Raw genomic sequence first — 22,967 nt, 5'->3', positions numbered from 1 at the left:
CGCTGCGCGCTCTTGCTCTGCCTTCATACATTCAACCATCACCGGCAGCAGCTCATTCAGATCTTCTATCTTAATTTCAGTGTTTTCCGTTACCGCTTGATAAAGACGCAATAAACTTTCGGTCGGCTCTTCATTATGTTCTGCCATGCGCATCAACATATGTTCAAGCGCATGTTCTATCACCGTCGACTCTTCGTGCGTTACCAGCTCTGGGGCAAAACCCCCCTTATCAAGAATTTGCTCGCGACTTTGATTGCCAAATACGGCCGAAGAGGTCAGCATTAATCCAATTAAAATTTTGCGACCAATAATAGAAAAAATCTGCTTCATCGTAATCCTTTTTTACTTCTTTTGTATGATCGATTAAGCAATACAAATACGGCAATCTAAAATCAAGAAAATAGTTCATTGATTATCATTTAAATAAAATGAAAAGCCCTCTCAAATGAGAGGGCTCTATGTAATAGCAGATTGAGTGATCGGCGGAAGCTATGGAACCATTTCAAGGTTATGGAAAGGAGTTACATTTCCTGCACTTACCGTTGTCGTTCCCCCGGTCGCAAAACTAATTTGAACTAATGGTATGCCAGTTCCGGGATTATAATTTATTGCATGCCCTTGAACTTGATTAGCGATGATTCTTGAAGCTGCAACTCCTCTAGATGTATATCTGATCCCCTCAGAAGTAATAATAGCACCGACATTATTTGAAACATTGTTATAGGCAAGCACACCTGTGCCAGAACCAATTATTAATGCACGCATGTCGTCAGCAGTATTGTTTTGCAGGGTATTATTATTCACATTCCATCCATTAGCGGTTAAGAAAGCCATGTCAATCAATAAGAATGTACCGCCGGCCGATTGGCTATTACCGCGAATTAAGCAGTTTTGAATTAAAAGATTAGATGGAAAAGCTGATGCTGGTGCCAAGCCGGGAATACGCATAACCCAGGACCCGAATGCTGATGCAGGGTTGGGCGCGAGGGTGTTATCTTGAATGACGCAGTTAGTAATACTTATATCTGCACCTAAACTATTTCTTAATGATATAATAGACTCATAGGTGCTATTCATGGCAATTTGATCGCTATCAATAGTAATGTCTCGCGATCCTCCGTTTATATCAATCATGCTTATGCCCAATGAGGCAGCAGTATTATTAGAAAAACTACTATTGATCACCTTTACTCTGTTTGAATTTGCAATATCAACCAAGCGGGCTTGATTGTTATAAAAGAAACAATTGGAGACAGTTACATCTCCGCAGGCAGAGATAAGAACGCCAGCATTGTTAGATACAAAGTTTACATTTGTAAGCGTGATTTCGGTACACGTGGTAATGAGTGCGCCGCGAATGGATGAATTTTGAAGCGTTCCATTACCGACTATAACATTTGTGTTGCCCGATCCTATTATCAGAGGAATAGCAGTAGCGCCACCAAAGATTGTTTTATCGTTCATGTTGAGTGAAACTTCGCTCGCGCTAATGGTGATCGTGCCCACGATATCGTTTGCTAAACAATAATTCCCCGAAACTGTAATTATTGTTGCCGTAAATATTGGTATTGCTCCGCACGCTGTAAGGGTATTTTTAATATCAAACAATGAGCTGAAGGTACCATTGCAACACGCAGCAAGCGCACTAAAGGTACCGTTGAATCCTGCAGCAACTTGAGTGAACGATCCTTGATTATCAAGCAAGACTCTATTCAAGAGTGAGAACGTACCATTACAACAAGCTGTTATTGCACTGAAAGTGCTGTTAAATCCTGCGTTTATGAGACTAAACGTTCCCTGTTGATTAATTGATAGTTGATTGATTGCAGAGAACGTACCGTTGCAACACGCCGCAAGAGCGCTGAAAGTGCCATTAAATCCTACTGCAACTTGAGTGAACGATCCTTGATTGTCCAGCAAGATTCTATTCAAGACCGAGAACGTACCATTGCAGCATGAAGCAAGGGCACTAAAAGTCCCGTTGAATCCTGCGTTTATGAGAGTAAACGTTCCCTGTTGGTTAATTGATAGTTGATTAATTGCAGAGAACGTACCATTACAACACGCAGCAAGCGCACTGAAAGTGCCATTAAATCCTGCGTTGATCACCGTAAATACTGGGCTGAAGTTCACTTGTAGAGCAGTTAACGATGATTTAATATCTGCGATCGCACTGAATGTACCATTGCAACATTCAGCTAGCGCTGAAAAAGTTCCTCTCTGATTGAATATTACTACGCCAACCGATTCTAAAACATCCAGAACATTATTATTTACTTGATTAAGTACAGAGAAAGTGCCATTGCAGCATGCAGCAAGCGCCGTAAACACACCGCTTAAATCGGCCGTGGCGGTCACGCTTAAATTAGCAAGAGAGCTGAAAGTACCGTTGCAACATGCCGCAAGAGCAGAAAATACTCCACTCAAATCGGTAGTCGCTGTTACTGTGAGATTTGCAAGTACGCTAAAGGTTCCATTACAACATGCTGCCAATGCAGTAAACACCGGATTGAGGTTCACCGTGATCGCAGTTAACGATGACTTAATATCGGCTATTGCAGAAAAGGTACCATTGCAACATGCCGAAAGAGCAGAAAATACTCCACTTAAATCGGCAGTTGCAGTTACCGTTAAATTTGCAAGCGCACTAAAGGTGCCGTTGCAACATGCGTTAATAACGCTAAAAGTACCAATTACTTCTCTATCTATTTTATCCAGCATTGAAAAAGTACTATTGCAGCATGCATTAAGCGCAGTAAATACGGGATTTAAGTTAACGGTTATCGCCGTTAAGGATGATTTAATATCTGCTATTGCAGAAAACGTGCCGTTGCAACATGCAGCAAGTGCGGTAAAGGTTCCCTGCTCATTTATAATGATCGTATTAAGTACTGAGAATGTACCAATTACTTCTGTGTCAATTTTATTCAGCATTGAGAAGGTGCCATTGCAGCATGCAGTAAGCGCAGTAAACACTGGATTAAGATTTACCGTAATCGCCGTTAACGATGATTTAATATCAGCTATTGCAGAAAACGTGCCGTTGCAACACGCAGCAAGTGCGGTAAAGGTTGCCTGCTCATTTATAATAATCGTATTGAGCAATGAGAATGTACCAATTACTTCTGTGTCAATTTTATTCAGCATTGAGAAGGTGCCATTGCAGCATGCCGTAAGCGCTGTAAAAACAGGATTGAGATTTACCGTGATCGCTGTTAACGATGATTTAATATCTGCTATAGCAGAAAAGGTACCATTGCAACATGCAGAAATCATTGTAAATATTGGGCTCAAATCAACCGTCGCGGTAACGTTTAGATTTGCTAGCACACTAAATGTACCCTGTAAATCAATAAGCACTTCATTGCAACACGCGATCAATATAGTTAATTTGGCTTGAAGTGAATTCAGAATAGCGAGAATCTGGCTCAAATCACAGCCACACCCGTTACAACCGCTTAGTGCGCCGTTGCCAAGCGAATCTCCGGCATCGGGCCTTGCTGCTCGCATTTCTTCTTTTACAAACGATATCATGGCTGGGAGCAGTTCACGCAGATCGACTATCGAAATATCCTTATTTTCGACCAATGCGTCATAACAACGAACCAACAGCTCCCGAGAGTTCTCATCATCCCCCACCTGCCCAAGCATATGCTCCAACACATGTTCTAGAACAATAGCTTCTTCTTTCTCAATACCAATCAAATCATTTCGCTCCGGCACGCTATCCATGAATTCTTGTCCGGCATGCACAGATAAAGAAAGAGCGAGGACGAATCCATAAAAAAAGTTAACTGGGGCAAAGACATGCAGCTTCATACATTTCTCCATGAGTTTTTTTTGTTTTAGCAATACAATATCGAACCGTAATAATCAATAAACCAATTAATTAAGCAGTCAGCAGTGCAAACAAGTAGCACTGCCGGATGAGTAAATCACGGTGTAAACATTCATCCGCTTTTGTGCTGATGAATACTCTTTTAAGAGAGAGTTGCCTAGGCTTTTCTCTACCTTCCTTTTTTATTGGCAACGTGTCAGTATTGTATTTATTGAACAAAAATGCCGCATCTTTTAGAGATTCCGGGGAAAATACATGATCAAATTATGGTACTTTTTGGGCAGATCATCCTTTTTTTCTGCCGGCCTTGCTACCTTATTTTTAGTGCTCACACAATGGCTCGGGCTTTTTCCGAGCAATGCTGCGCTCTCAATCTATCGTTACTTTATTATCATTTCACAAAATTATTTGGAATCGCGAACTGCACAATACGGCCTATCATTAAATTTGCATTCAGAATATGACGAATTAGCACTGATGGCGACGATTATTATAGCACTAGTGGGCTTCATACTTTGTATGCAAACCATAAGAACTCCAGTTATTGGTTGGTTGAAAGAGCTCGTAATAAAGGCGGGCGCGATCTGCTGGCGAATGGTTCTTTATATTTCAATAGTATGCATAGTTTCTTGGGCCGCAGTTGCGGTCTATTTTGGTACGCAACTCTCTGCGCTTTCGCCAGCGGCGCCAAGTAGCAGTTACTGGGAAGCTTTTCTGACATATGCAAATCCGATAACTCTGGCAAAAATGGGATGGCAGGCGTTAAATAAGCTTTTTAAAGCACAAAATCTTTTTGACTCGATGAACTACGTAAACTTTGCGGGTTATTGCATCAGTATTACAATTGATATTCTGAGCACACTTATTTTTTTTCTTTTGCTTTATAGGGCGCTTGCGCAAACAAAAAAAAGCGCATAAAATCAGTGGTGCTCTTTATAACCACTCGTTTTTATCTGGTTGTTGCGTGTTTTCGCATTAGAGCGACAAACCATTTTGCATTTTCGCGCAAGGTGCGCGTTAATGTATTACCTTCGTAATCAACTTCGTAAATTCCGTATTTCTTCTTAAAACCGGCAGTACTCCAGCTAAAATGGTCCATGAAGCTCCAATAATGATATCCCCGAATATCAAAGCCATCTTTGATAGCTTCTGAAACAATATAGAGATGCTTTTTTAAATACTCTTCGCGCTTATCACCAGAACGGTCGCTGACACCGTTTTCTGTTATGTAGATTGGTTTTCCAACAGAGGCTGCTTTTTCAATGCACCCTCTCAATCCTTCTGGATAAATTTGTTTCTCATCAGAAACAGGAGTTCCTTCACGATGAGATTTTATCGATAAACTCAAACACGAGCTCACAACGGCAGAAATAACGCCGAGGCCTAATCCAGTCGATGGCTTAATCAATCCCTTTTGCACAAGTGCAGCAATGGCAAGACCGCTTGCGCCAAATCCGATTGCTGTTTTTTTCATATTTTGCTTAATCAAACTGTGCGTATAATAGTTCAAACCAAAATAATCGATCGAAGCGGGAGCAGCTTTATTTTCATCTTTAACCAATCCACCCCAGTTGAATTTACCAGTTTTGAAAAATTCAATAATCGTATCGTTATTTAGGCCACCAAAATAATTGCATATAGATTTTTCAAGTGGATTATAATCATGATAAGGGTTCAGTGGCTGCATAATATGGGCAATACCGAATTTGGCATCTTTATCATGTTGCTTAAACTCTTGGGATATTTCAACATGCGTATTGAGCATATTGCGCAAAACCTGCCCTGCTTTTATTAAATGCCCCACGTGCCCCGGTGGTAATTTGCCACGCAAGTACGATTCGAGCACAACGCCAACGGGTTCATTGTACGTCATCCACCATTGCACACCCACTGGCTGCATATTTTCTCGCACGCGATGTGCAAATTTTTTGAAATCTTCTTTATTTTTTATGTTTTCAAATGCACCTTGATCGGCAAACCACGTAGGCCAAACGTGATGAAACAAACAAATAATCGGCTCAATATTTCTTTTTTTACACTCTCGCGCAATATCCACATAGTGGTCCATTGCAGCTTGATCAATCTCACCTTTTTTAGGCTCAATTTTCGACCAATCTACTGAAAATCTGTATTGGCGCATTCCCGCTTGAGCGATATTCTCGATATCTTCTTGGTATCTATTCCAATGATCTGCGGCAATGCCGGGTTGTGGGCGAAATGTATCACGCGTCCAATTATTTTCAGAAAACTTGCCGTTCGCGGTTTGGTTTCCCTCTATTTGGAAGGCGGATGATGCAGTGCCCCACACAAACTCTTTGGGAAAATTAAGCGTTTCTTCAGTAATAATAATCTTATCCCAATTGCGATACTCTTCGACGGCATGCGTCATCGATGCAAAAAGATTAATCACGCACAGCGCTATGATCATCATTCTATTTTTTCTCTGTTTCATAACAAAAGCTCGTGTCTTTTCTTAATGCGTTGTTTGCATCTGTTCGTTTTTGATATTTTTATTTTCTAACATTCCACGCTTCTTTAATTCTTCCCGCAATTGAGACGCATTGATAAATTGAATCCCATCGATTCCAACCGCAGCATTTTGCGCAGCGTCAATATTATCTCTTCGATCGTCTATAAAAATAATGTGCGACTGCTCCCAATTACGTTCCACCAAAAACTCTTTTAATGCTTGGAAATATTCTATTGAAGGCTTTACTTTATAGGTATAACGCTCGCCATTCTTTTTGAAAGCGCCATCGTAAAACAAACCATCAAATAATGAAAAAACTTGCGGATATTTCTTTTCCATTCTCATCAATGACTCATGACCAATATTGGATGCGAGCACCTGAACATATCCCAATTCTTTTAGGCGCGTAATGATATCGATCATTTCAGGGCTAATATAATGAAGCGTCGCAACGCTATAGATTTTCTCTTTATGCTCAGAAAGTTCTGTAGGATGAAGCGCGACGATCTCTTCAATCATACGATCGCCAGATTTTGTTTGACCCAATCCATACCAAAGTTCTTTGATAAAGGTGGGAGAAAAAAGAAGCTTAATTAATTCCCAGCGATTATCCGCATCCCTAACAATTTTGATACTTTCCCATGTCATTGCGCCGATTGGTTTATAGGCAATAACATCATGAAAATCCCAAGCAATAACAGCATTTTGCGGAGTGTATTCTTTTTTTTGGATCGAAAGAGCAAGTGCGAGCCCAGCAATAATCCATATGCAACTAACAAAAAACTTCTTCAACAAGATCCTCATCCGTATTAACCACTTTTTAACTTCAGCCTAAGAAAATGCGTTTGCAAAATCAATTAACGCCAAAACGAATGCGGACATCTCGAACAGCGTCGCTTAGCTGGGCATCTTGTGGCAAAAGTTTATTCGCTTGAAGATCACTCCAAACCTGCTTGCCAGATTTAAACTGAATAGATTTAATTTTTATCGGTGAGTCATCATTAGATTGCTCAGCTGCAGAAATATAGTTAGGATTATCATCGATAAAAAGAATATTTTGCCCATCGGTGATTAAATTATTATCGTTCAAATATTTGCGCAAACCGATGAAGAACCGAGGATCATGCTTTTCAAACGCGCTATACGCAGCCTTGGTTTTTGGGTCGACTAAATTTTTACAAAAACCGCCTACAAAATTATTTGCAAAAAAGCTTGGATAATGTTTCTGGCTAATATAATTATAAGAACCAACGCCTATATTTGAAACAAGCGCTTGCTTGATCCCTTGCTCTTTGAGAGCACTTACAATCGCTGCCATCTCAATATTAAGTTCGTGCGGATTTGCAAGGCGATAAAGATTGTCACGATGCTGTGCCAAAATTGTTGGATATTTTTCCATTACATGGTTGAGAATATCGTCAACGCAACGCGTCTCTTTTCGTTTTTCTTTATATTCTTTATAAAATGTAGGAATAAATTTAATAAGTTCTGTTCGATTTGGCGCACGATATAAAAATGTACAAACGTCCACTACAGATCGCATGCAGTCAGCTAAAGTACCATATCGTTTTGATAGCGTATCGTTCCAATCGATTGCGCCGAATGGCTTTTGCATTGCTGATGCAAGATTCACCATAAAAAACATATTTATTATTAATACTTTGAACGCTCTAAACATGAAAACCTCGCATTTGCCTGGAATAACCTACATATTAGATGCTACCACAAATAAAATTCTTCGAAAACCGCTCGTGCTTTTTTGATTTATTTTTATAGCAGATTAGCGATCGTTTGTTTCAGTATGAAATATTCCAAATGGGCCAGCTAAAAGAAGAGAGCCCAGCAACTAACATTGCCGGGCTCTTAGTTCGGTATACTATACAAATGTTTACGCTTCGTAGATTCTTCGGCTAAAACCCCTGCTGCCGCCACCACTGCGGCCACCGCTAAAGCCTCCGCTCCGACGTCCGCCACCTCTGCTGCCGCTAAATCCTCCGCCAAATCTTCTTGGGCGGTATGAGCGATCGCCGCCACCGCGATCATCGCTTGAAGGGGCAACATTGAGATCTTCGCCTTCTTGAGCTACTGCACCATATAATTGCTGCGAGCAGCTTACAAGCGCTTTGATAAGCTCACCTTGAGAAAGTGATGAAAGCTGTTCAGAAAGTGCAACTTCTGCAGGCTTTGAAAGTTCTTTTTTTGCTTGCTGGGTAATTGCATTGTAAATTTTTTGTACACGTTTTTGGTTAATTTCTTCAGCCGTTGGAAGAGACATCGGTTCAATAGTCACATTATAACGACGTGCGAGCGAGTTAATGCGATAGCGCATTTGCGGATCAATAATAGTAATTGCCACGCCCTCTTTTCCTGCACGGCCAGTTCTGCCGATACGGTGAATATAACTTTCTTGATCCTCAGGAAGGCCATAGTTAATAACGTGGGTAATACCGGTAACGTCAATTCCGCGAGCTGCAACGTCGGTTGCTACTAAAAAGCTGAATTCGCGGTTCTTAAATCCTTTAATAACCTGATTTCTTGCAGATTGGCTCATATCGCCATGGATAGGTTTGGCTTTGTAACCACGTTTACCGAGTAATTCGGCAACTTCACCGGTAATAATTTTTGTTGGGCAGAAAATAAAGCCGTACATATCTTCCTCACTTTCAAGAATACGAGAAAGCGCTTCAAAGCGTTGACGGCGAGAAACAACCGCATAAAACTGCTTAGTGCTTGCGTTAGCAATACTGGTTGAGTTGATGCGAACCGAAACCGGATTTGGCATGTGCGATTTCATTAAATCGCTAATTCCTGATTTCACCGTCGCAGAAAATAACCAAATGCTGCGATTTGCTGGGGTCATATTAATAATTTCTTCAACTTCATCTTTAAAGCCCATATCAAGCATCGTATCCGCTTCATCAAGAACAACGATTTTGATATCGGCCAAGCTGAGCGTACGGCGCTGAATATGATCGTTAAGACGACCAGGTGTTCCGATAACCAAGTGAGGCTTTGCATTAAGCTCTCTCATTTGGCGATCAATAGGCATACCGCCATAAATTGGAACAATAGAAATACCGCGATAACGCGCTACTTGAATCAAACTTTGATAAATTTGATCTGCCAATTCACGAGTTGGCGCAACAACTAATGCTTGTACTTTTCTTATAGCAGGATCGATGTCTTGCAAAAGTGGCAAGCCAAAAGCGAGCGTTTTGCCTGTACCTGTTTGCGCCTGACCATGGAAATGGGTGCGCGAATTATCAAGAAGCACCGGAAGCGCTTGCGCTTGAATCGGGGTTGGCGTCGTTAAACCAAGGCTTGTGAGAGCCTGTTTAATCTGGGCGTGGAGAGAAAAATCGTTAAAAGAACCAACAGAATTTGTACTCATAAAATGTCCTTGCGTAAGGTAATCCTAGGCCCCCGCAGGCCCACACTAGTACAAACTATTGGTGATCCCTTACGAGGATAACATCGAAGCGAAAAGCCACGATCTTTTCAGATAGGAAAATATGTATATAAAAAAGGCCTTATTTAGCCTCTTTATCAGAATAACAAAATCAGGGAAATTGACAAGCTCACAATATTGATTAGAATGAAGGGTAGAGGTTTTGCCCTGGAAATGGCATGGCAAAATTACTATAAAATGGAACTTTTGGAGGTTATTCTCATGTTTTTCAAAAAATTTTTTACTATTGCTTTAATAGCTTTGATGGCTATCTCTACCCAGGCTCCGCTAGCTCAGGCACTACCGACTCAAGAAGCTGCAGCGATTTTGGACCAACTTGCTGAAAAAACAAGCTTTAACATTAAAATTAGCCCGATTATGCTACCTTATCAAATAGGTGTTGGGATATACAATCACCCCTGGGTTGCCTTTGGCTCTTTTCTAGGGCTAGTTTTACTTCGCAACTATTATCAAAATAAAATTCATAAGATTGCGGGTTACATGGATCAGCAAACCTATGTTGCAAATGGGCGCCAGCTATTAAACAAAGAATGCACTTCTCTTATCTGGCCACTCAATAAATTATTATTTATCCAGCCAGTTCAATAATTTGAAAACTTCTGAATTAAGAGGCGCGTTAAAAGCGCCTCTTTTTTTTGATGCTATCTGTGGTGATTGTGCGGTGGGGGTGGGGCCATGAGATGGCGTATCACCGAAGCTATAAATGATATGACGAAGATAAAAAATAACACTTTGATAATAAGCAGGCCAGCGCCTACAAACATCGTGGTGAAAAAACCTAAAAATCCGGTCGCGCCTGCCAACAGCAGTAATAAAATAATTAATCCGATCATAAACCTAACTCCTCTCTATCGTTTTTTAGCTTTTACATTCTTTTTTCGGCTAGCAGTTTTGCGCGCTGCTGTTTTTCGTTTTGCTCCAGCAGCCTTCTTCTTGGGCGCAATTTTTTTCTTGGAAACAGCTGCTTTCTTTTTAGGGGCAGCTGGCATTTTTGCTCCCTCTGCACGTGCTTCAGAAAGTCCTATTGCGATCGCCTGCTTACGGTCTGTCACCGTTTTGCCGCTTTTTCCGCTTTTAAGCGTGCCCTCTTTCATCTCTTCCATCGCGCGTTTTACTTTTGCTTGTGATTTTTTGCCGTATTTGGCCATCGCTAACCTCTTTTTTAAAATAGATTAAATAGAGCTCGTAAGCTTTAACGATTTTTAGGATTACGCATTTGCCACCGATAAAACAAGAGAATTAAAAGCAGAAAAAAACCGAAGGTGCGCATAAACCGATCTAATCGCGCTTAATTTGCCAATTGGTCAATCTCTTGGTATGCTATTTCTTAATTATTTTATAGGTATATGTTTCACCTTCTAACCATCTCTCGATCAGAGGATTACATGTCTAAAGAATTAATGCGCCCGCAGCAGTACCGCAAAGTACAAACTCCCTGGGCACAAGACGAATCCGTCCAACTCAATCAAGATCAACAAACCGAACTCGCTTCCCTTTATGAAAGCCAAACAGATAAGCTTTCTCAAGGAAAGATCGTTACGGGAAAAGTTATCCGCGCCGACAATGATGGCGTTCTGGTTGATATCGGATTCAAATCGTACGGGCTGATTCCACCGTATGAATTTAATAAAATGGATTTACAGAAAATCACTCCCGGCACCGATATTGAAGTGTTGCTTGAAGATTTAGAAAACGTTGATGGCAACGTCAGCCTTTCTTATGAACAAGCTAAAGCGCTTCGTGCATGGGACACTATTATGAAGCTCTTTGAAGAAGGCAAGCCTGTCGAGGGTATTGTTACTCACAAAGTTAAGGGTGGGTTGAGCGTTGATATTGGCATTCCTGCATTCTTGCCAGGTTCACAAGTTGATCTGCAACGTGTTGCTGATTTTGATCAATTTGTTGGCCAACCAATTACCGCTTACATTATTAAGGTTAATAAAAAACGTGGAAACGTTATTATTTCTCGTCGTAAATTCCTTAATGAGTTGCGCTCCGAATCTCGCAAAAAGATCTTGGGCACCCTTTCTGAAAATCAAGTTATTCAAGGCGTTGTCAAAAATATTACGAATTACGGAGTATTTATCGACATCGGCGGGGTGGACGGATTGCTACATATTACCGACATGACCTGGGGCCGCATCGCTCACCCAAGCGAACTTGTTCGCATCGGTGATAAAATCACGGTAAAAGTTCTTTCGTTTGATAAAGATAACGAGAAGATTTCTCTTGGCATGAAACAACTTACAGAAAATCCATGGGATAAAGTTGCCGGGGGCCTTGCTATTGGCGGAAAAGTCAAAGGTAAGATTTCCAGCATCGCTGACTATGGTTTCTTTGTTGAGATTGCAAAAGGCGTTGAAGGCTTGGTTCATATTTCAGAAATTTCATGGACCGACCGTATCGAAAACTTGCATAAGCACTTCAAAGTAGGCGATGAGGTTGAAGCGGTTATCGTTTCGATCGATAAAGAAAATCGTCGCATGTCTCTCAGCATTAAACAACTTCAAGATAATCCTTGGAAGCAAGTGAGTGAGAAGTTCAAGATTGGTCAAACAATCAAAGGGCCAATTACGAATATTACCGATTTTGGTATCTTCATTCAGTTAATGCCAGGAATCGATGGCCTTGTTCATATTTCGGATCTTTCATGGACCGAACATATTGCACATCCTGCTGACGTTTATAAACGTGGGCAAGAAGTTGAAGCGGTTATTTTGGGCATTGATGAACAAAATAAACGTGTATCACTTGGTATTAAGCAACTAACGCAAGATCCATGGGCAACCATTGAACAACAATATCCAGTTGGTAGCATCGTTGAAGGTGAAGTTTCAAAAATCATCAACTTCGGCGCGTTCGTTAAACTTCCAAATGGTATTGAGGGACTTGTACACATTTCAGAACTTTCAGATCAAAATATCGAAAAAGTAGAAGATGTGCTTAAAGTCGGCCAAAAGAGCGAGTTCCGCGTTATCAAGATCACCAAAGAAGATCATAAACTTGGCCTGAGCTTGAAAACAAAAGAAGAACCTGCAGAGAGAGAAGTATCATCTTCTCGTCATCAACAAATGCCTCGCGAAAAACCGGCTATGATGAAAAAACCAAGCAAGATGCGCACAGAAGAACCGGCAATCAAGCCAAAATCTCTCTTGCAAATTGAGCTTGAAAAACATGCAGCTCGCCAAAAATCTGGTGATGACAAGGAATAAACACCATGGAAAGAACACTCGCTATTATTAAACCGGATGCTGTTGCGGCAAAAAACAGCGGAAAAATCATCGATCTTATTGAGAAAAATGGTTTTACGATAGTCGCAATGGAAAAAAAACAATTGAGTACAAAACAAGCTCAAGAGTTTTATGCGGTTCATAAAGAAAGACCGTTCTTTGGAGAAATGACGACGTTTATTTCTTCAGCGCCGGTTGTCGTTATGGCACTAGAAAAAAACAATGCGATCAAAGCATGGCGTGATTTGATGGGAGCAACCGACCCTAAAAAAGCGGAAGCTCACACTGTTCGCGCGCAGTTTGCCACCGATATTGGCAAAAATGCAGTGCATGGTTCTGATGCGCCTGAAACGGCTGCAGAAGAAATTGCATTCTTCTTTCCGCATTTAAAAAAATAAACGTGTAAAAAAGCGTTTTATTAGGGGCAGCAAAAATGCTGCCCCTTTTTTTTACTTTTTTTAGAAAAATAATTCTGGCAGATTGGCATTTTAGCCAATATTCATTATGATTAAGCGCCATAATACAATGCAACTTTATTCCATTAAGGGCGTTCAGAAATGCTAAAAATAATCCTCCTGCCAATTATTTTACTTTCCGCACTTTCATCTGCGATGGAAAAAACAAATGGAACCGCCCCTGCACCATTAACTGAAGGCGCAACTGAACTATTGCCTGTGCAATTCTCTATGCGTTTGAAAAAAAATCCTCAAATTTTAACAGAACTTACCGACATAGAAATCACCGAATCTGAAAAAAATGCTTTTTCAGAAAAAATAATCGAAGCGAATCCGGATACAACAGATTTTATTGTGTCGAAATTCCCATTTGATGCAAAAATCATTCCGCATACTATTGGCGCAGCAATAACTGCATTTGCATGCCACGAAAATAATTTTGCTCTTGGTGTTGGTAGCCGAATTCATTTGATTGCAGGCAAAGAAGTGCGCAATCTCCACAATCATAAAGGCTCAATTTCGGCTTTAAAGTTTACACAACTTGGAAAACAACTGATTTCTGCTGCCAATGATGGCAGAATTTGTGTATGGGATTTAGAAAAAGGAGTACCATTGCTCTCTTTTCAGAACTTAAAGCCCATTGTTTCTATTATTTTGAATAAAGAAGAAACTGCCCTTGCTGGATTGGAACACAATGATACTAAAATAACGCTACGGCATCAGGGCACCCAGATTAAAACAAGATGCTTGCAGATGCCAAGGCCGCAATCGGAAATCGATAACATTCGCGTAATCGCCTTTGGAGATAAAGATGAAATCATTTCTGGCGGATTTTCTGACGGAAAAATTGCTTTTTGGTATAACAAAAAAAATGATCCGCACATTTCAACTGCAACGCATACAAAAAGTGTTTGCGCACTCACTTATAAAGACGGATTTCTTATTTCTGCAGGAACTGATGCCTCATTAAAAAAATGGGATCCAGTTAAAGCGCAACCGCTACTAGACGCTTTCTTGCCGCAAAATGAATATGCGATCTCACTCAAACCTTTTAAGCATGGCGTTTTTGCCTTAACTAATAAAAAAAATATTTATTTTTTTAATACAGACGCTGGTACAATTGCACCGCTCGAAGATAAAAGCACAAAAAATGCTCTTTTCATTGAGATGAACGATAAGCAGACAGCGCTCGCTATATTGTCCAAAAGCGAGATAACCTCAATCAATTTAACGCAATTAAATAATACAATTGATATGGCACAGAGAGGAAATCTTTCCCCTATTCAATCCAGCTTGCTCGCACTAGCAGCTCACGCTAAAAATCAACGAACATCTTTTGACCTAACAGGCAAAAAAATAATCCATGCGTTTCATCAGCTCGAATCACCAATGAAAGAAATCGTGGGGACCAAGGCACAGCCTTTCAATTTGGAAGAAGCGAGCTATACGCAAATGGTATTGCGAAGTTTGTATAAACTATCGGGACATTCATATATTTCTTTGGGTGAAGACAGCAAAATAAAAGAAGAGGCTATTTGCCTGGAATCCCAGCAAGCATATACTAATAATTGAATCAGAACTAAAAGGGGCGAGTAATCGCATGAAACAAAGAATCGGTGTATTTGATTCGGGAATTGGCGGACTCACGGTTCTTCAACAATTAATGACGTCGCATGCTGCCGATTATTTTTATGTAGCAGACACGGCAAACTTACCCTATGGAAACAAAACTGCGGAACAAATAAAACTGTTTAGCGCTGAAATTGTTTCCTTCTTAATAACAAAGCAAATAGATATATGCATCATTGCATGTCACACTTCATCAGCGATTGCTTTTAATGATTTACAAAAATCATTTACTGAACTCAGAATAATTGGCGTGATGAACAGCGTATGCCAAGTAGCTGCGGCGCAAACAAAAACGGGGCAAATTGGCATCATTGCCACGCCCGCCACCATTGCACGCCACGCCCACAAAGAAACGCTGTTGTCCCTTAATGATCAATTCACGATCATTGAACAAGCATGCCCCGAATTAGTGCCGACCATTGAAGCACCAAAAATTGATAGAGAAAAAATTAAAGTATTACTTGAAGAATATTTAGCACCGATGAAAACTCATTGCGTTGATACGCTTATTGTAGGTTGCACACATTATGCGCTCATAAAAGATGAAATTAAAAAGATTTTAGGTGAACATGTTAAACTAATTTCCGCGGATGAAACAATAGTGCTTGAAAATTTTCAAGCAAGTAAAACTAGTTCAAGCTTTTTATCATCCCTTGAATGTTTTGTTACGGGAGACAAAAATTACTTTGATCAAAAGGCTTCGTCCCTTTTGACAACAAAAGTGAACGCAAAACAGATAAATTTTACAAAAAACTCTCCATCTATCGATCTTGATCATAAAATCTTATAAAAAACGCCTTTTCTCCCCAAAATTCTTGAGAACTCATCCTGATAACCTTTATAATAATTCTATGAGAATAGTTTTAGCAAAAAAGGTTATTAGATGAATAATTTATTAAAATTTATTGCGATTCTTTTTAGCACAATGAGCATAGCCGCTCTGGGTGCAATGGGAACCAGCAAAACCAAAACGAGTGGTTACTATGAAGATATACCACAATTACTCAACAAGACCCCAGTTGAGAATGATAACAAGGAAGCAGCCTGTTCATTTTATCAAGTTATACCAGAACTCGAAGCTAATCAGCCTGAGGGACGAACAGCATTCCTTGATTTAGCCAATAATTTAATTTTAGAAGCAAGGAATACAAAAATTCTAAAAGAAGCATACACTAAATATGAAGGCGCCATAGCGTATTTAAAAAATGTCGAGCAAGTACAGAAAAACGTTTTGCTCCTACTTTCAGTCTACAACGAATTTTTATCGAAATTAGCAACTAATAAACCAAATAATATTATTTTAAATAATCCGACTGTTAATATAACAATTGAAGATGCGCGAGAGTATTTAGCGTCATTAAAAAACACCATTAAAAATGATAAAAAACTAACAGAACTGAGAAGATCTATCTTAAATAACATTGCTCTTATTAAAGTGCAGCAATTATTGTTTGCAGATCAAAAAGAGGTCTCTACTCCAGCCTTAATGCAAGCCGTACAAATTCTTTCGTTCCTAAAAAGCGATACTACTGATCAACAAAAATTTATAAATAATCTACGAGCGCTTTCGCTTGCATTTATTCTTGAGAACGAAATTTCCTCAGCTGGAACCAGTTTCAATGACTACTTAAGTAATGCTAAAGAAGCACTTGAAAAAATGGACGATATGATTGATAAAAAAGGTTTGGGATACCAAAGATTAATCAAAGCCTTGGATAGAGTAAAATCTAAATAAAATTTTATCTAACCTAAGACGCTAATTACTTTTGATCAACAGGTTGCCCCAATTGCGCACGGCCCGGCATAGTTTTCAAAACTTCTTCCAAAATGCCGTTAATGAATTTATAAGCGTCCCGTTCAGCGTAAGCCTTTGCTAATTCTACTGCTTCGTTAATTATGATCGATGACGAAACATCGGTATTGATTAATTCCCAAACGGCATAACGCAAAATAAGCTTTGTAGCTACCCCAAGACGATCGGCGCGCCAATTGGTTAAAAATGGCAAATATTTTTTATCGAGTTCGCTATGTTGGGCAGCAATCGTATCTGAGGTTTTCACTACATCGCTATCAAGAGGGATATCTAACTCATATCCACGATTAAACATATCTGCAACACCTTCAGCCGAAATAGAAGAATCGTACGAATCGATTGCATAAAGTAAATGGAAAATGAGAGCACGCTTACTGCGCGCCGAAAGATCGTTAAATGATCGCCACTGATCAACCTGGGCATCATTAATTTCAGTTTCAACCAGTGCCTCTGGCTTGATTTGATCGTCCACCGCCCACCTTTTTTGTTATACTTGTACACGTTCGATATAGCTGCCGTCTCGAGTGTCGACTTTGAGCGTTTCACCCTCATTAACAAACAGCGGCACTTGCAATACTAATCCCGTTTCCATTGTCGCCGGCTTGGTCGCGCCGCCTTGCGCGGTGTCACCACGAACGCCAGGCGGCGTTTCTTTTACCTTCAACTGAACAAAGAGTGGCGGAGTAACCGCAATTGGACGCTCAGAAAAGAAAAGAATTGTATAAATAATCTCTTCTTTCATATAGGGAAGCGCTTCGTCAACTTGATCTTTATTGAATGAAAATTGTTCATACGATTCTTGATCAAGAAAATGATAAATATCGCCCTCTCTGTAAAGAAATTGCATTTGACGATATTCGAGATCTGGCTGAGGAAGCTTTTCGCCTGAACGGAATGTATCCTCATGGATGAGGCCACTAATCATATTTTTCATTTTGGCCTTGACATATGCACCGCCCTTGCCAGGTTTGGTCCATTGAAAGTCAACAACCATATAGGGCTCACCTTTATAGAGAATTTTTGTCCCTTTACGAAAATCGCCTGCCGAAATCACGCTTAGCCCTTTCTGAGCACAAAACTTCTTTTTTATGAACAATAATTTTTGATTATACCATCAAAAAACGTAGTTTAAAAGCGGTATTTATTTAATTGCCGTCTTTAAATAGCATGCTCAGCGAGCTTTTCTTTGAGCGTTCCAGGCAAATAATGGAGGCCCTTAAGCCCTAGCTTTTGGCCAGCCTCGATATTTTCCAAAGAATCATCAATGAATAATGCATCAGCTGGCTCAATTTTAAAGCGGCCAAAAAGCTCTAAAAAAATCTCTTTATCGGGTTTGATTTTTCCAAGTTTTGATGAACAAACAATCCCATCAAAAAGATTAAAAAACTCTGCGCGGCCTAAAATGAATGTTTCGTAACTTTCATGGGAAAAATTAGACAAAACATACAATTTGTATCCACGATCTTTCAATTTATTAACCACTTCCCGCGTTTCACCAATGAACGCCCGCTGAGGGCTTAAAAAAAGAGATATCAGTACTTTAAGAGCTGGCCGATTATCGCCTAAAGCAATCAGCTCATCTTGCGTTATTTTTCCCGCGTCCCATAGTCGCCATCCTTCAGATTTGATAAAATCCAACAATTGTTTTTTTTCATCTTTCGATAGAGCCAACTGGTCAATTAAAGAATGCGCATTGCCTTCAAGCAAAACTCCTCCAATATCAAAAATAATTGAGGTAATTTCTGCGCGCATTATCGAACTCGATCTTATTAAAAAAAGAAGTGAAAACAATTTAAAACTATTTTTTAGCAATTGCATGACTCTTTCCTGTGATAAATAGTGATCGTAAAGCTTAATTTATCTTTATGATTGCGTTCTTTCTGATTTTTATTTTTTACTAAATGACAAACATACAAGTTTAGTTTATGATAAGCAAAAACTCATTACGAGCAATAGTGGCTATGGAAGATAAAATACAAACAGCTGAACATATCAAAAAAACCCCAAAAGTACGGGCTCTTTCTAGCGTCGACAGTGAAATTTTTGCTGTCGTTACGCAAGAGGCAAAAAGAGAAGAACAAACGCTGAACCTCATCGCTTCAGAAAATTATGTTCCCAAAGTTATTCTTGAAGCATCAGCGTCAGTTCTCACGAACAAGTATGCAGAAGGGTATCCCGGAAAGCGCTACTATGGCGGCTGCCATATAGTCGATAAAGCTGAAATTCTGGCACAAGAACGATGTAAAGAACTTTTTGGCGCAGAACATGTAAACGTGCAACCCCATGCCGGGTCTCAAGCTAATATGGCGGTTTACTTTTCATCCCTCAATCCGGGAGACACGATATTAGGAATGAGCCTATCTGAAGGTGGACATTTAACGCACGGCCATCATGTTAATTTTTCTGGCAAAATCTTTAAAAGTGTTTCATACACGGTAAATAAAGAAACAGAACAACTCGATTTTGATCAAATTCGCATCTTGGCTCATCAACACAAACCAAAAATTATTATTGCGGGCGCATCTGCTTATTCACGTACTATTGATTTTGAAAAGTTTGCTCAGATTGCAAAAGAAGTAAATGCGCTTTTTATGGCCGATATCGCACATATTGCTGGCCTCATTGCAGCAAAACTGCATCCAAGCCCAATTGAAAGTGCCGATTTTGTCACAAGCACGACGCACAAAACATTGCGCGGGCCGCGTGGCGGTTTGATAATGTGCAAAAAACAATATGCCACCCAAATCGATAAAGCAACGATGCCTGGAATGCAAGGCGGCCCATTAATGCATGTTATCGCAGCAAAAGCGGTAGCTTTCAAACTTGCACTCGCTCCCGATTTTGCTCTTTATCAGCAGCAGATTATTAAAAACGCACAAGCGCTTTCAAAAGCGTTCAGTGAGTTGGGTTATCGAATAGTTTCAGGCGGAACAGACAATCACTTAATGGTCCTCGATTTACGAAGCAAAAATATTAATGGAAAACAAGCGGAACAAATTTTAGATCAAGTGCATATCGTTCTGAATCGAAACTGCATCCCTTTCGATCCGCAGCCCGCTTTATTAACGAGCGGCATTCGAATTGGAACCCCAGCGCTTACAACCCGCGGAATGAAAGAAGAAGATATGCATCAAGTTGCGCTCTTAATTCACGACGCACTGGAACATCACGAATCGGTTCAACACATGAGTGCGATAAAAAAAGAGGTTAAAAAATTGTGTGCCCAATTTCCCATTTATTAAACGAGCATCGGCGTATAACAACTTTAATTCTGTACCGATTCTATTGAATAATAATCGGAAAGCACACTTTTTTTATTCAGCGTATTTTCATCGTTCATAGTTGGTGGTTGATAAAAGCGAGGAGCCGTTTTTTCCGCTTGCTCTTGCGTAAAACCAATTTTTTCCAGAAATGCGATCGTGTCCATCCCAGCTTTAACGCCACTTCCGCTCGCAACACCCGCTTTTCCATATTCTTTATCAGAAGCAGCAACATTTCCTGCCGCAAAAATTCCTGGCACTGTAGTTTTTTGTGTTTGTGGTTCTACCTTAATAAATCCTTGATTATCTACCGCTAGCTTGGTTTTAAATAATGCAGAATTTGGAATATAACCAATTGCAAAATAGAGGCCGTTAATAGGAATTTGCTGGGCTGAATTTTTCCCCTCGCGGATAACCATGGAAGTCACAGCATCATCGTCACCGCTAATTTGTTCAAGCTTTGTATTAACGTAAATATGGATGTTCTTCGCTTTTTTTAGATAATCCTGCACGGTTGCACACGCTTGAAGCCGAGGCTCCCGAACAATTAAATAAACATTTTTTGCGTACGCCGCAAGCTGCAACGCCCGCTCGCCACTCGTATCGCCACCCCCCACAACCGCAGCGTCTTTGTCTTTATAGAAAGGTGCTTCGCATATGGTGCAGCTACCCACCCCTTTTCCCCAATATCTTTCAACACCCGGAATATCGAGGCGCCGCGCTATGCCACCTGAAGCAATAATTACCGCCAATGCATGAATAATAGTTCCATCGTCTAATGTTAAAACAAACGGCCACTGCGAAAAATCAACTTTCGTAATTGCTTGGTTGACCAACATTGCGCCAAAATGTTTTGCTTGCGAAGTTAGATCATCAATCAGTTGCGCACCCGTAGATCCTTGCCTTCCTGGCCAATTTTCGATCAGCTTTACGCCGGTTAATTCTCCACCCGGTTCCATGCCACCAAAAACAACCGTTCTAAATTGTGCCCGGGCAGTGTAAACGGCAGCACTGAGCCCAGCGGGTCCACCGCCAATAATGGCAACAGGAACGAGATTTTCTTTTTTTGCAGAATCACATAATGAGTACGGCCCCGTGCATTGTTGGCGTTGCCAGACAAAAATTGTGGCACACGCCACCGCAAGGCCAACCGCTAGTATGCTAATAATTCTGGATCGAACTAAACTCATTTTCCCCTCTCCCCCGTTTTGGAGTAGCTTTTTGAGTGTTAGTTTAGTAAATGGGCATAGCAAATCGCAAGAAAGCGATTTGCGAGTCGTAACTATGGCAGACCAGGCTTGCCATCGGTTGATAGTTCTTCTTTCTCAACCTGGGTCTCTGGCTGCGCTTCCTTGGTTTTTAATGAATCCTTTCTACTCATTAATTTATTTTTTGCTGCACCCAAGAAAGTCATATAAAATGAATCTTCACGGACGCCAACAAGTTTTTCGAATATTTTTTTTTTATCAGGATCTTCCCTCATAGCTTTCATATTTTTATTCATAATTTCCGCACAGTTTTTATTAAGCTCGATCATTTCGATAGCGCTCACAAGCTGAGGCATTTCATACTTCTGGGCGCATTCTTGCGCTAACGATTTTGCGGACTTTTGATCGGCATTAAGAAGCTGTAAATCGATCTCGCCTGACCATTTTGGATCACACAGAAGACAAATGATTTTCCACGCTTTTTTTGCATCAGCCTTTTCATTTTTTTTATCTTTTTGCTTTTCGAAATTCATAACTGCTGCCATCAAAGGGGTATTTTTTTTCTTACCCTCTTGGAAATTAATATAGATCACATTGTCGTTAAACAGACGCTCTACTTGATCTGGATCATTCTCTCCGATAGCAGAAAAGAGCTGTAGCGTTGCCATTTGATCAATAGCTATCGGCTTCTCCTGAGATGACTCTCTATGCACCTGCCGCGGGCGCGTGACTATCTTGTCCTCTTTCTTTCCCAAACCTAGAAATTTCTGGATTCTTTTAAGTTTTGAATCTTCCTCCATTGCCACTATTTCAAAAAACAAAACAGCGCTCACGAAAAGCGCTGTCACTTTTTTTCTCCTAGCCATGCCAACACCCCCATTTTTTTTCCATTTAGTTTTAGTGTAATCAAAGGATGATACCAATTGGAATGTATCTAATTGAACGCTTGGAAAAGATTAGTTTTGAGAATCTTCTTTTTTGGAAGGCTCATCCCAACTATCAGGCTGCGGCTCCATACCTTTTCCTAAAACCTCTTCACTCCAAACCGAGTTTTTTCGAGCCTGCTCAGCCAGAAGTGTGGTAATTTCCTGCTGGCCTTGCTCTATCTCTTTTTTGCCATGAGCTATGGTCTCAAGTGCTTTTTTTAATTTTTGATTCTTTGCACAATCGATCGCGGTTTGATTTTTTTTGTTTTTTATCGTTGGATCAGGAAGCGGCGAATGGGTAATGATAGCCCTTAGTACCCCTTTGGATTCTTCTTTATTTATCATCGCTTTTTCCCAAACTTTTACCGCTTTAATTAAAGGCGTATTTCCCGTCTCATTTTCAATTAAAAAATCGGAGGAAAGGGACGCTGTTGAGAGATTTTCCAAGCACTCTTTCACTTTAGCCGGATTTTTTTTCTTAATAAAACCAAAAATACGCGATTCCTCTTGAAGTATCATCGTTTTTTTGGAAATATCCCGCTTTGCTTTAGTGTACTGGAGTCGTGGTTTTTCCATGGCAAATCCAGAAGCAGAAAAAACGAGCAACAAAAAGTAATAAACCGGTATTCTTCTATTCATAATTCCCCCACTTATTATGTTCTTTAGTCA

Annotated in this window: 22 protein-coding genes; 8 read left to right on the top strand and 14 right to left on the bottom strand. The window is 40.2% G+C overall.

The features are described 5' to 3' along the window. Window positions 1–330 (bottom strand): hypothetical protein (locus VHO47_05870; GenBank protein ID HEX2978623.1); only part of this gene is annotated, 330 nt, incomplete at its 3' end. Window positions 331–489: 159 nt separating this feature from the next. Continuing rightward, the gene (locus VHO47_05865) at window positions 490–3,819 is read right to left on the bottom strand and encodes a right-handed parallel beta-helix repeat-containing protein (protein ID HEX2978622.1); all 3,330 of its coding nucleotides are present in this window, start codon (window positions 3,817–3,819) and stop codon (window positions 490–492) included. A gap of 274 nt (window positions 3,820–4,093) precedes the next feature. Between VHO47_05865 and VHO47_05860 the strand changes: the two genes are divergently transcribed. Further along, on the top strand, window positions 4,094–4,756 hold the full coding sequence (locus tag VHO47_05860; protein ID HEX2978621.1) for a hypothetical protein: 663 nt from the start codon (window positions 4,094–4,096) through the stop codon (window positions 4,754–4,756). A 31-nt stretch (window positions 4,757–4,787) separates the two neighbouring features. On the opposite strand, the gene VHO47_05855 is transcribed toward VHO47_05860, so the two are convergent. The 4 genes from VHO47_05855 to VHO47_05840 form a co-directional block, all read right to left on the bottom strand. Beyond that, window positions 4,788–6,290 (bottom strand): family 1 glycosylhydrolase, encoded by a 1,503-nt coding sequence (locus tag VHO47_05855; protein HEX2978620.1) that lies wholly within the window; start codon window positions 6,288–6,290, stop codon window positions 4,788–4,790. A gap of 21 nt (window positions 6,291–6,311) precedes the next feature. Beyond that, a complete protein-coding gene (locus tag VHO47_05850; GenBank protein HEX2978619.1) occupies window positions 6,312–7,100 on the bottom strand; it encodes a hypothetical protein in 789 nt (262 codons plus the stop codon). Window positions 7,101–7,161: 61 nt separating this feature from the next. After that, a complete protein-coding gene (locus tag VHO47_05845) occupies window positions 7,162–7,986 on the bottom strand; it encodes a hypothetical protein (GenBank protein HEX2978618.1) in 825 nt (274 codons plus the stop codon). A 210-nt stretch (window positions 7,987–8,196) separates the two neighbouring features. Further along, window positions 8,197–9,699, bottom strand: a complete 1,503-nt coding sequence (locus VHO47_05840) for a DEAD/DEAH box helicase (GenBank protein ID HEX2978617.1) — start codon at window positions 9,697–9,699, stop codon at window positions 8,197–8,199. Between the two features lie 231 nt (window positions 9,700–9,930). Here VHO47_05840 and VHO47_05835 point away from each other — a divergent pair, with 231 nt between their 5' ends. Continuing rightward, complete coding sequence (locus tag VHO47_05835) at window positions 9,931–10,365, top strand: hypothetical protein (GenBank protein HEX2978616.1); 435 nt, start codon at window positions 9,931–9,933, stop codon at window positions 10,363–10,365. Between the two features lie 53 nt (window positions 10,366–10,418). Here the strand turns inward: VHO47_05835 and VHO47_05830 are convergent, their stop codons facing one another. Beyond that, on the bottom strand, window positions 10,419–10,610 hold the full coding sequence (locus VHO47_05830; protein HEX2978615.1) for a hypothetical protein: 192 nt from the start codon (window positions 10,608–10,610) through the stop codon (window positions 10,419–10,421). Between the two features lie 15 nt (window positions 10,611–10,625). Beyond that, window positions 10,626–10,925 (bottom strand): DUF6496 domain-containing protein, encoded by a 300-nt coding sequence (locus VHO47_05825; GenBank protein ID HEX2978614.1) that lies wholly within the window; start codon window positions 10,923–10,925, stop codon window positions 10,626–10,628. A 237-nt stretch (window positions 10,926–11,162) separates the two neighbouring features. On the opposite strand from VHO47_05825, the gene VHO47_05820 reads away from it, so the two are divergent. The 5 genes from VHO47_05820 (at window position 11,163) to VHO47_05800 (ending at window position 16,826) form a co-directional block, all read left to right on the top strand. Further along, the gene (locus VHO47_05820; GenBank protein HEX2978613.1) at window positions 11,163–12,989 is read left to right on the top strand and encodes a 30S ribosomal protein S1; all 1,827 of its coding nucleotides are present in this window, start codon (window positions 11,163–11,165) and stop codon (window positions 12,987–12,989) included. A gap of 5 nt (window positions 12,990–12,994) precedes the next feature. Continuing rightward, window positions 12,995–13,405, top strand: a complete 411-nt coding sequence (gene ndk / locus VHO47_05815) for a nucleoside-diphosphate kinase (GenBank protein ID HEX2978612.1) — start codon at window positions 12,995–12,997, stop codon at window positions 13,403–13,405. Between the two features lie 159 nt (window positions 13,406–13,564). Continuing rightward, on the top strand, window positions 13,565–15,034 hold the full coding sequence (locus tag VHO47_05810) for a hypothetical protein (protein ID HEX2978611.1): 1,470 nt from the start codon (window positions 13,565–13,567) through the stop codon (window positions 15,032–15,034). A gap of 28 nt (window positions 15,035–15,062) precedes the next feature. Further along, a complete protein-coding gene (gene murI, locus VHO47_05805) occupies window positions 15,063–15,881 on the top strand; it encodes a glutamate racemase (GenBank protein HEX2978610.1) in 819 nt (272 codons plus the stop codon). Between the two features lie 93 nt (window positions 15,882–15,974). Further along, the gene (locus VHO47_05800) at window positions 15,975–16,826 is read left to right on the top strand and encodes a hypothetical protein (protein HEX2978609.1); all 852 of its coding nucleotides are present in this window, start codon (window positions 15,975–15,977) and stop codon (window positions 16,824–16,826) included. Between the two features lie 25 nt (window positions 16,827–16,851). Here the strand turns inward: VHO47_05800 and nusB are convergent, their stop codons facing one another. The 3 genes from nusB to VHO47_05785 form a co-directional block, all read right to left on the bottom strand. Continuing rightward, window positions 16,852–17,376: a transcription antitermination factor NusB gene (gene nusB, locus VHO47_05795; GenBank protein ID HEX2978608.1), complete on the bottom strand. Its 525-nt coding sequence runs from the start codon at window positions 17,374–17,376 to the stop codon at window positions 16,852–16,854. A gap of 15 nt (window positions 17,377–17,391) precedes the next feature. Further along, entirely contained in the window at window positions 17,392–17,958 is a 567-nt protein-coding gene (gene efp / locus VHO47_05790; protein ID HEX2978607.1) for an elongation factor P, read from the bottom strand. Between the two features lie 104 nt (window positions 17,959–18,062). After that, window positions 18,063–18,722, bottom strand: coding sequence for an HAD family phosphatase (locus tag VHO47_05785; GenBank protein ID HEX2978606.1), 660 nt, complete (start codon window positions 18,720–18,722; stop codon window positions 18,063–18,065). A gap of 143 nt (window positions 18,723–18,865) precedes the next feature. On the opposite strand from VHO47_05785, the gene glyA reads away from it, so the two are divergent. Beyond that, the gene (gene glyA / locus VHO47_05780; GenBank protein HEX2978605.1) at window positions 18,866–20,146 is read left to right on the top strand and encodes a serine hydroxymethyltransferase; all 1,281 of its coding nucleotides are present in this window, start codon (window positions 18,866–18,868) and stop codon (window positions 20,144–20,146) included. Window positions 20,147–20,169: 23 nt separating this feature from the next. Here the strand turns inward: glyA and VHO47_05775 are convergent, their stop codons facing one another. The 3 genes from VHO47_05775 to VHO47_05765 all read right to left on the bottom strand — a co-directional run bounded on the left by VHO47_05775 (window position 20,170) and on the right by VHO47_05765 (window position 22,937). Next, the gene (locus tag VHO47_05775; protein ID HEX2978604.1) at window positions 20,170–21,354 is read right to left on the bottom strand and encodes an FAD-dependent oxidoreductase; all 1,185 of its coding nucleotides are present in this window, start codon (window positions 21,352–21,354) and stop codon (window positions 20,170–20,172) included. A 92-nt stretch (window positions 21,355–21,446) separates the two neighbouring features. Next, a complete protein-coding gene (locus VHO47_05770; GenBank protein HEX2978603.1) occupies window positions 21,447–22,238 on the bottom strand; it encodes a hypothetical protein in 792 nt (263 codons plus the stop codon). A gap of 90 nt (window positions 22,239–22,328) precedes the next feature. Continuing rightward, complete coding sequence (locus VHO47_05765) at window positions 22,329–22,937, bottom strand: hypothetical protein (protein HEX2978602.1); 609 nt, start codon at window positions 22,935–22,937, stop codon at window positions 22,329–22,331. Window positions 22,938–22,967 lie beyond the last annotated feature (30 nt).

This window comes from Candidatus Babeliales bacterium, assembly GCA_036260945.1.
Classification (GTDB): domain Bacteria; phylum Babelota; class Babeliae; order Babelales; family JACPOV01; genus JACPOV01.
Note: the sequence above shows the minus strand (reverse complement) of the source record. Positions and strands in the feature narration are given on the sequence as shown.

Coding starts and splice junctions, on each gene's coding strand:
- VHO47_05835 (HEX2978616.1), top strand. CDS start 9,931: ATGGCATGGCAAAATTACTATAAAATGGAACTTTTGGAGGTTATTCTC.
- VHO47_05770 (HEX2978603.1), bottom strand. CDS start 22,238: ATGGCTAGGAGAAAAAAAGTGACAGCGCTTTTCGTGAGCGCTGTTTTG.
- VHO47_05810 (HEX2978611.1), top strand. CDS start 13,565: ATGCTAAAAATAATCCTCCTGCCAATTATTTTACTTTCCGCACTTTCA.
- VHO47_05825 (HEX2978614.1), bottom strand. CDS start 10,925: ATGGCCAAATACGGCAAAAAATCACAAGCAAAAGTAAAACGCGCGATG.
- VHO47_05775 (HEX2978604.1), bottom strand. CDS start 21,354: ATGAGTTTAGTTCGATCCAGAATTATTAGCATACTAGCGGTTGGCCTT.
- VHO47_05845 (HEX2978618.1), bottom strand. CDS start 7,986: ATGTTTAGAGCGTTCAAAGTATTAATAATAAATATGTTTTTTATGGTG.
- VHO47_05785 (HEX2978606.1), bottom strand. CDS start 18,722: ATGCAATTGCTAAAAAATAGTTTTAAATTGTTTTCACTTCTTTTTTTA.
- VHO47_05840 (HEX2978617.1), bottom strand. CDS start 9,699: ATGAGTACAAATTCTGTTGGTTCTTTTAACGATTTTTCTCTCCACGCC.
- VHO47_05820 (HEX2978613.1), top strand. CDS start 11,163: ATGTCTAAAGAATTAATGCGCCCGCAGCAGTACCGCAAAGTACAAACT.
- ndk (HEX2978612.1), top strand. CDS start 12,995: ATGGAAAGAACACTCGCTATTATTAAACCGGATGCTGTTGCGGCAAAA.
- VHO47_05865 (HEX2978622.1), bottom strand. CDS start 3,819: ATGAAGCTGCATGTCTTTGCCCCAGTTAACTTTTTTTATGGATTCGTC.
- VHO47_05830 (HEX2978615.1), bottom strand. CDS start 10,610: ATGATCGGATTAATTATTTTATTACTGCTGTTGGCAGGCGCGACCGGA.
- murI (HEX2978610.1), top strand. CDS start 15,063: ATGAAACAAAGAATCGGTGTATTTGATTCGGGAATTGGCGGACTCACG.
- VHO47_05855 (HEX2978620.1), bottom strand. CDS start 6,290: ATGAAACAGAGAAAAAATAGAATGATGATCATAGCGCTGTGCGTGATT.
- VHO47_05860 (HEX2978621.1), top strand. CDS start 4,094: ATGATCAAATTATGGTACTTTTTGGGCAGATCATCCTTTTTTTCTGCC.
- VHO47_05765 (HEX2978602.1), bottom strand. CDS start 22,937: ATGAATAGAAGAATACCGGTTTATTACTTTTTGTTGCTCGTTTTTTCT.
- VHO47_05800 (HEX2978609.1), top strand. CDS start 15,975: ATGAATAATTTATTAAAATTTATTGCGATTCTTTTTAGCACAATGAGC.
- glyA (HEX2978605.1), top strand. CDS start 18,866: ATGGAAGATAAAATACAAACAGCTGAACATATCAAAAAAACCCCAAAA.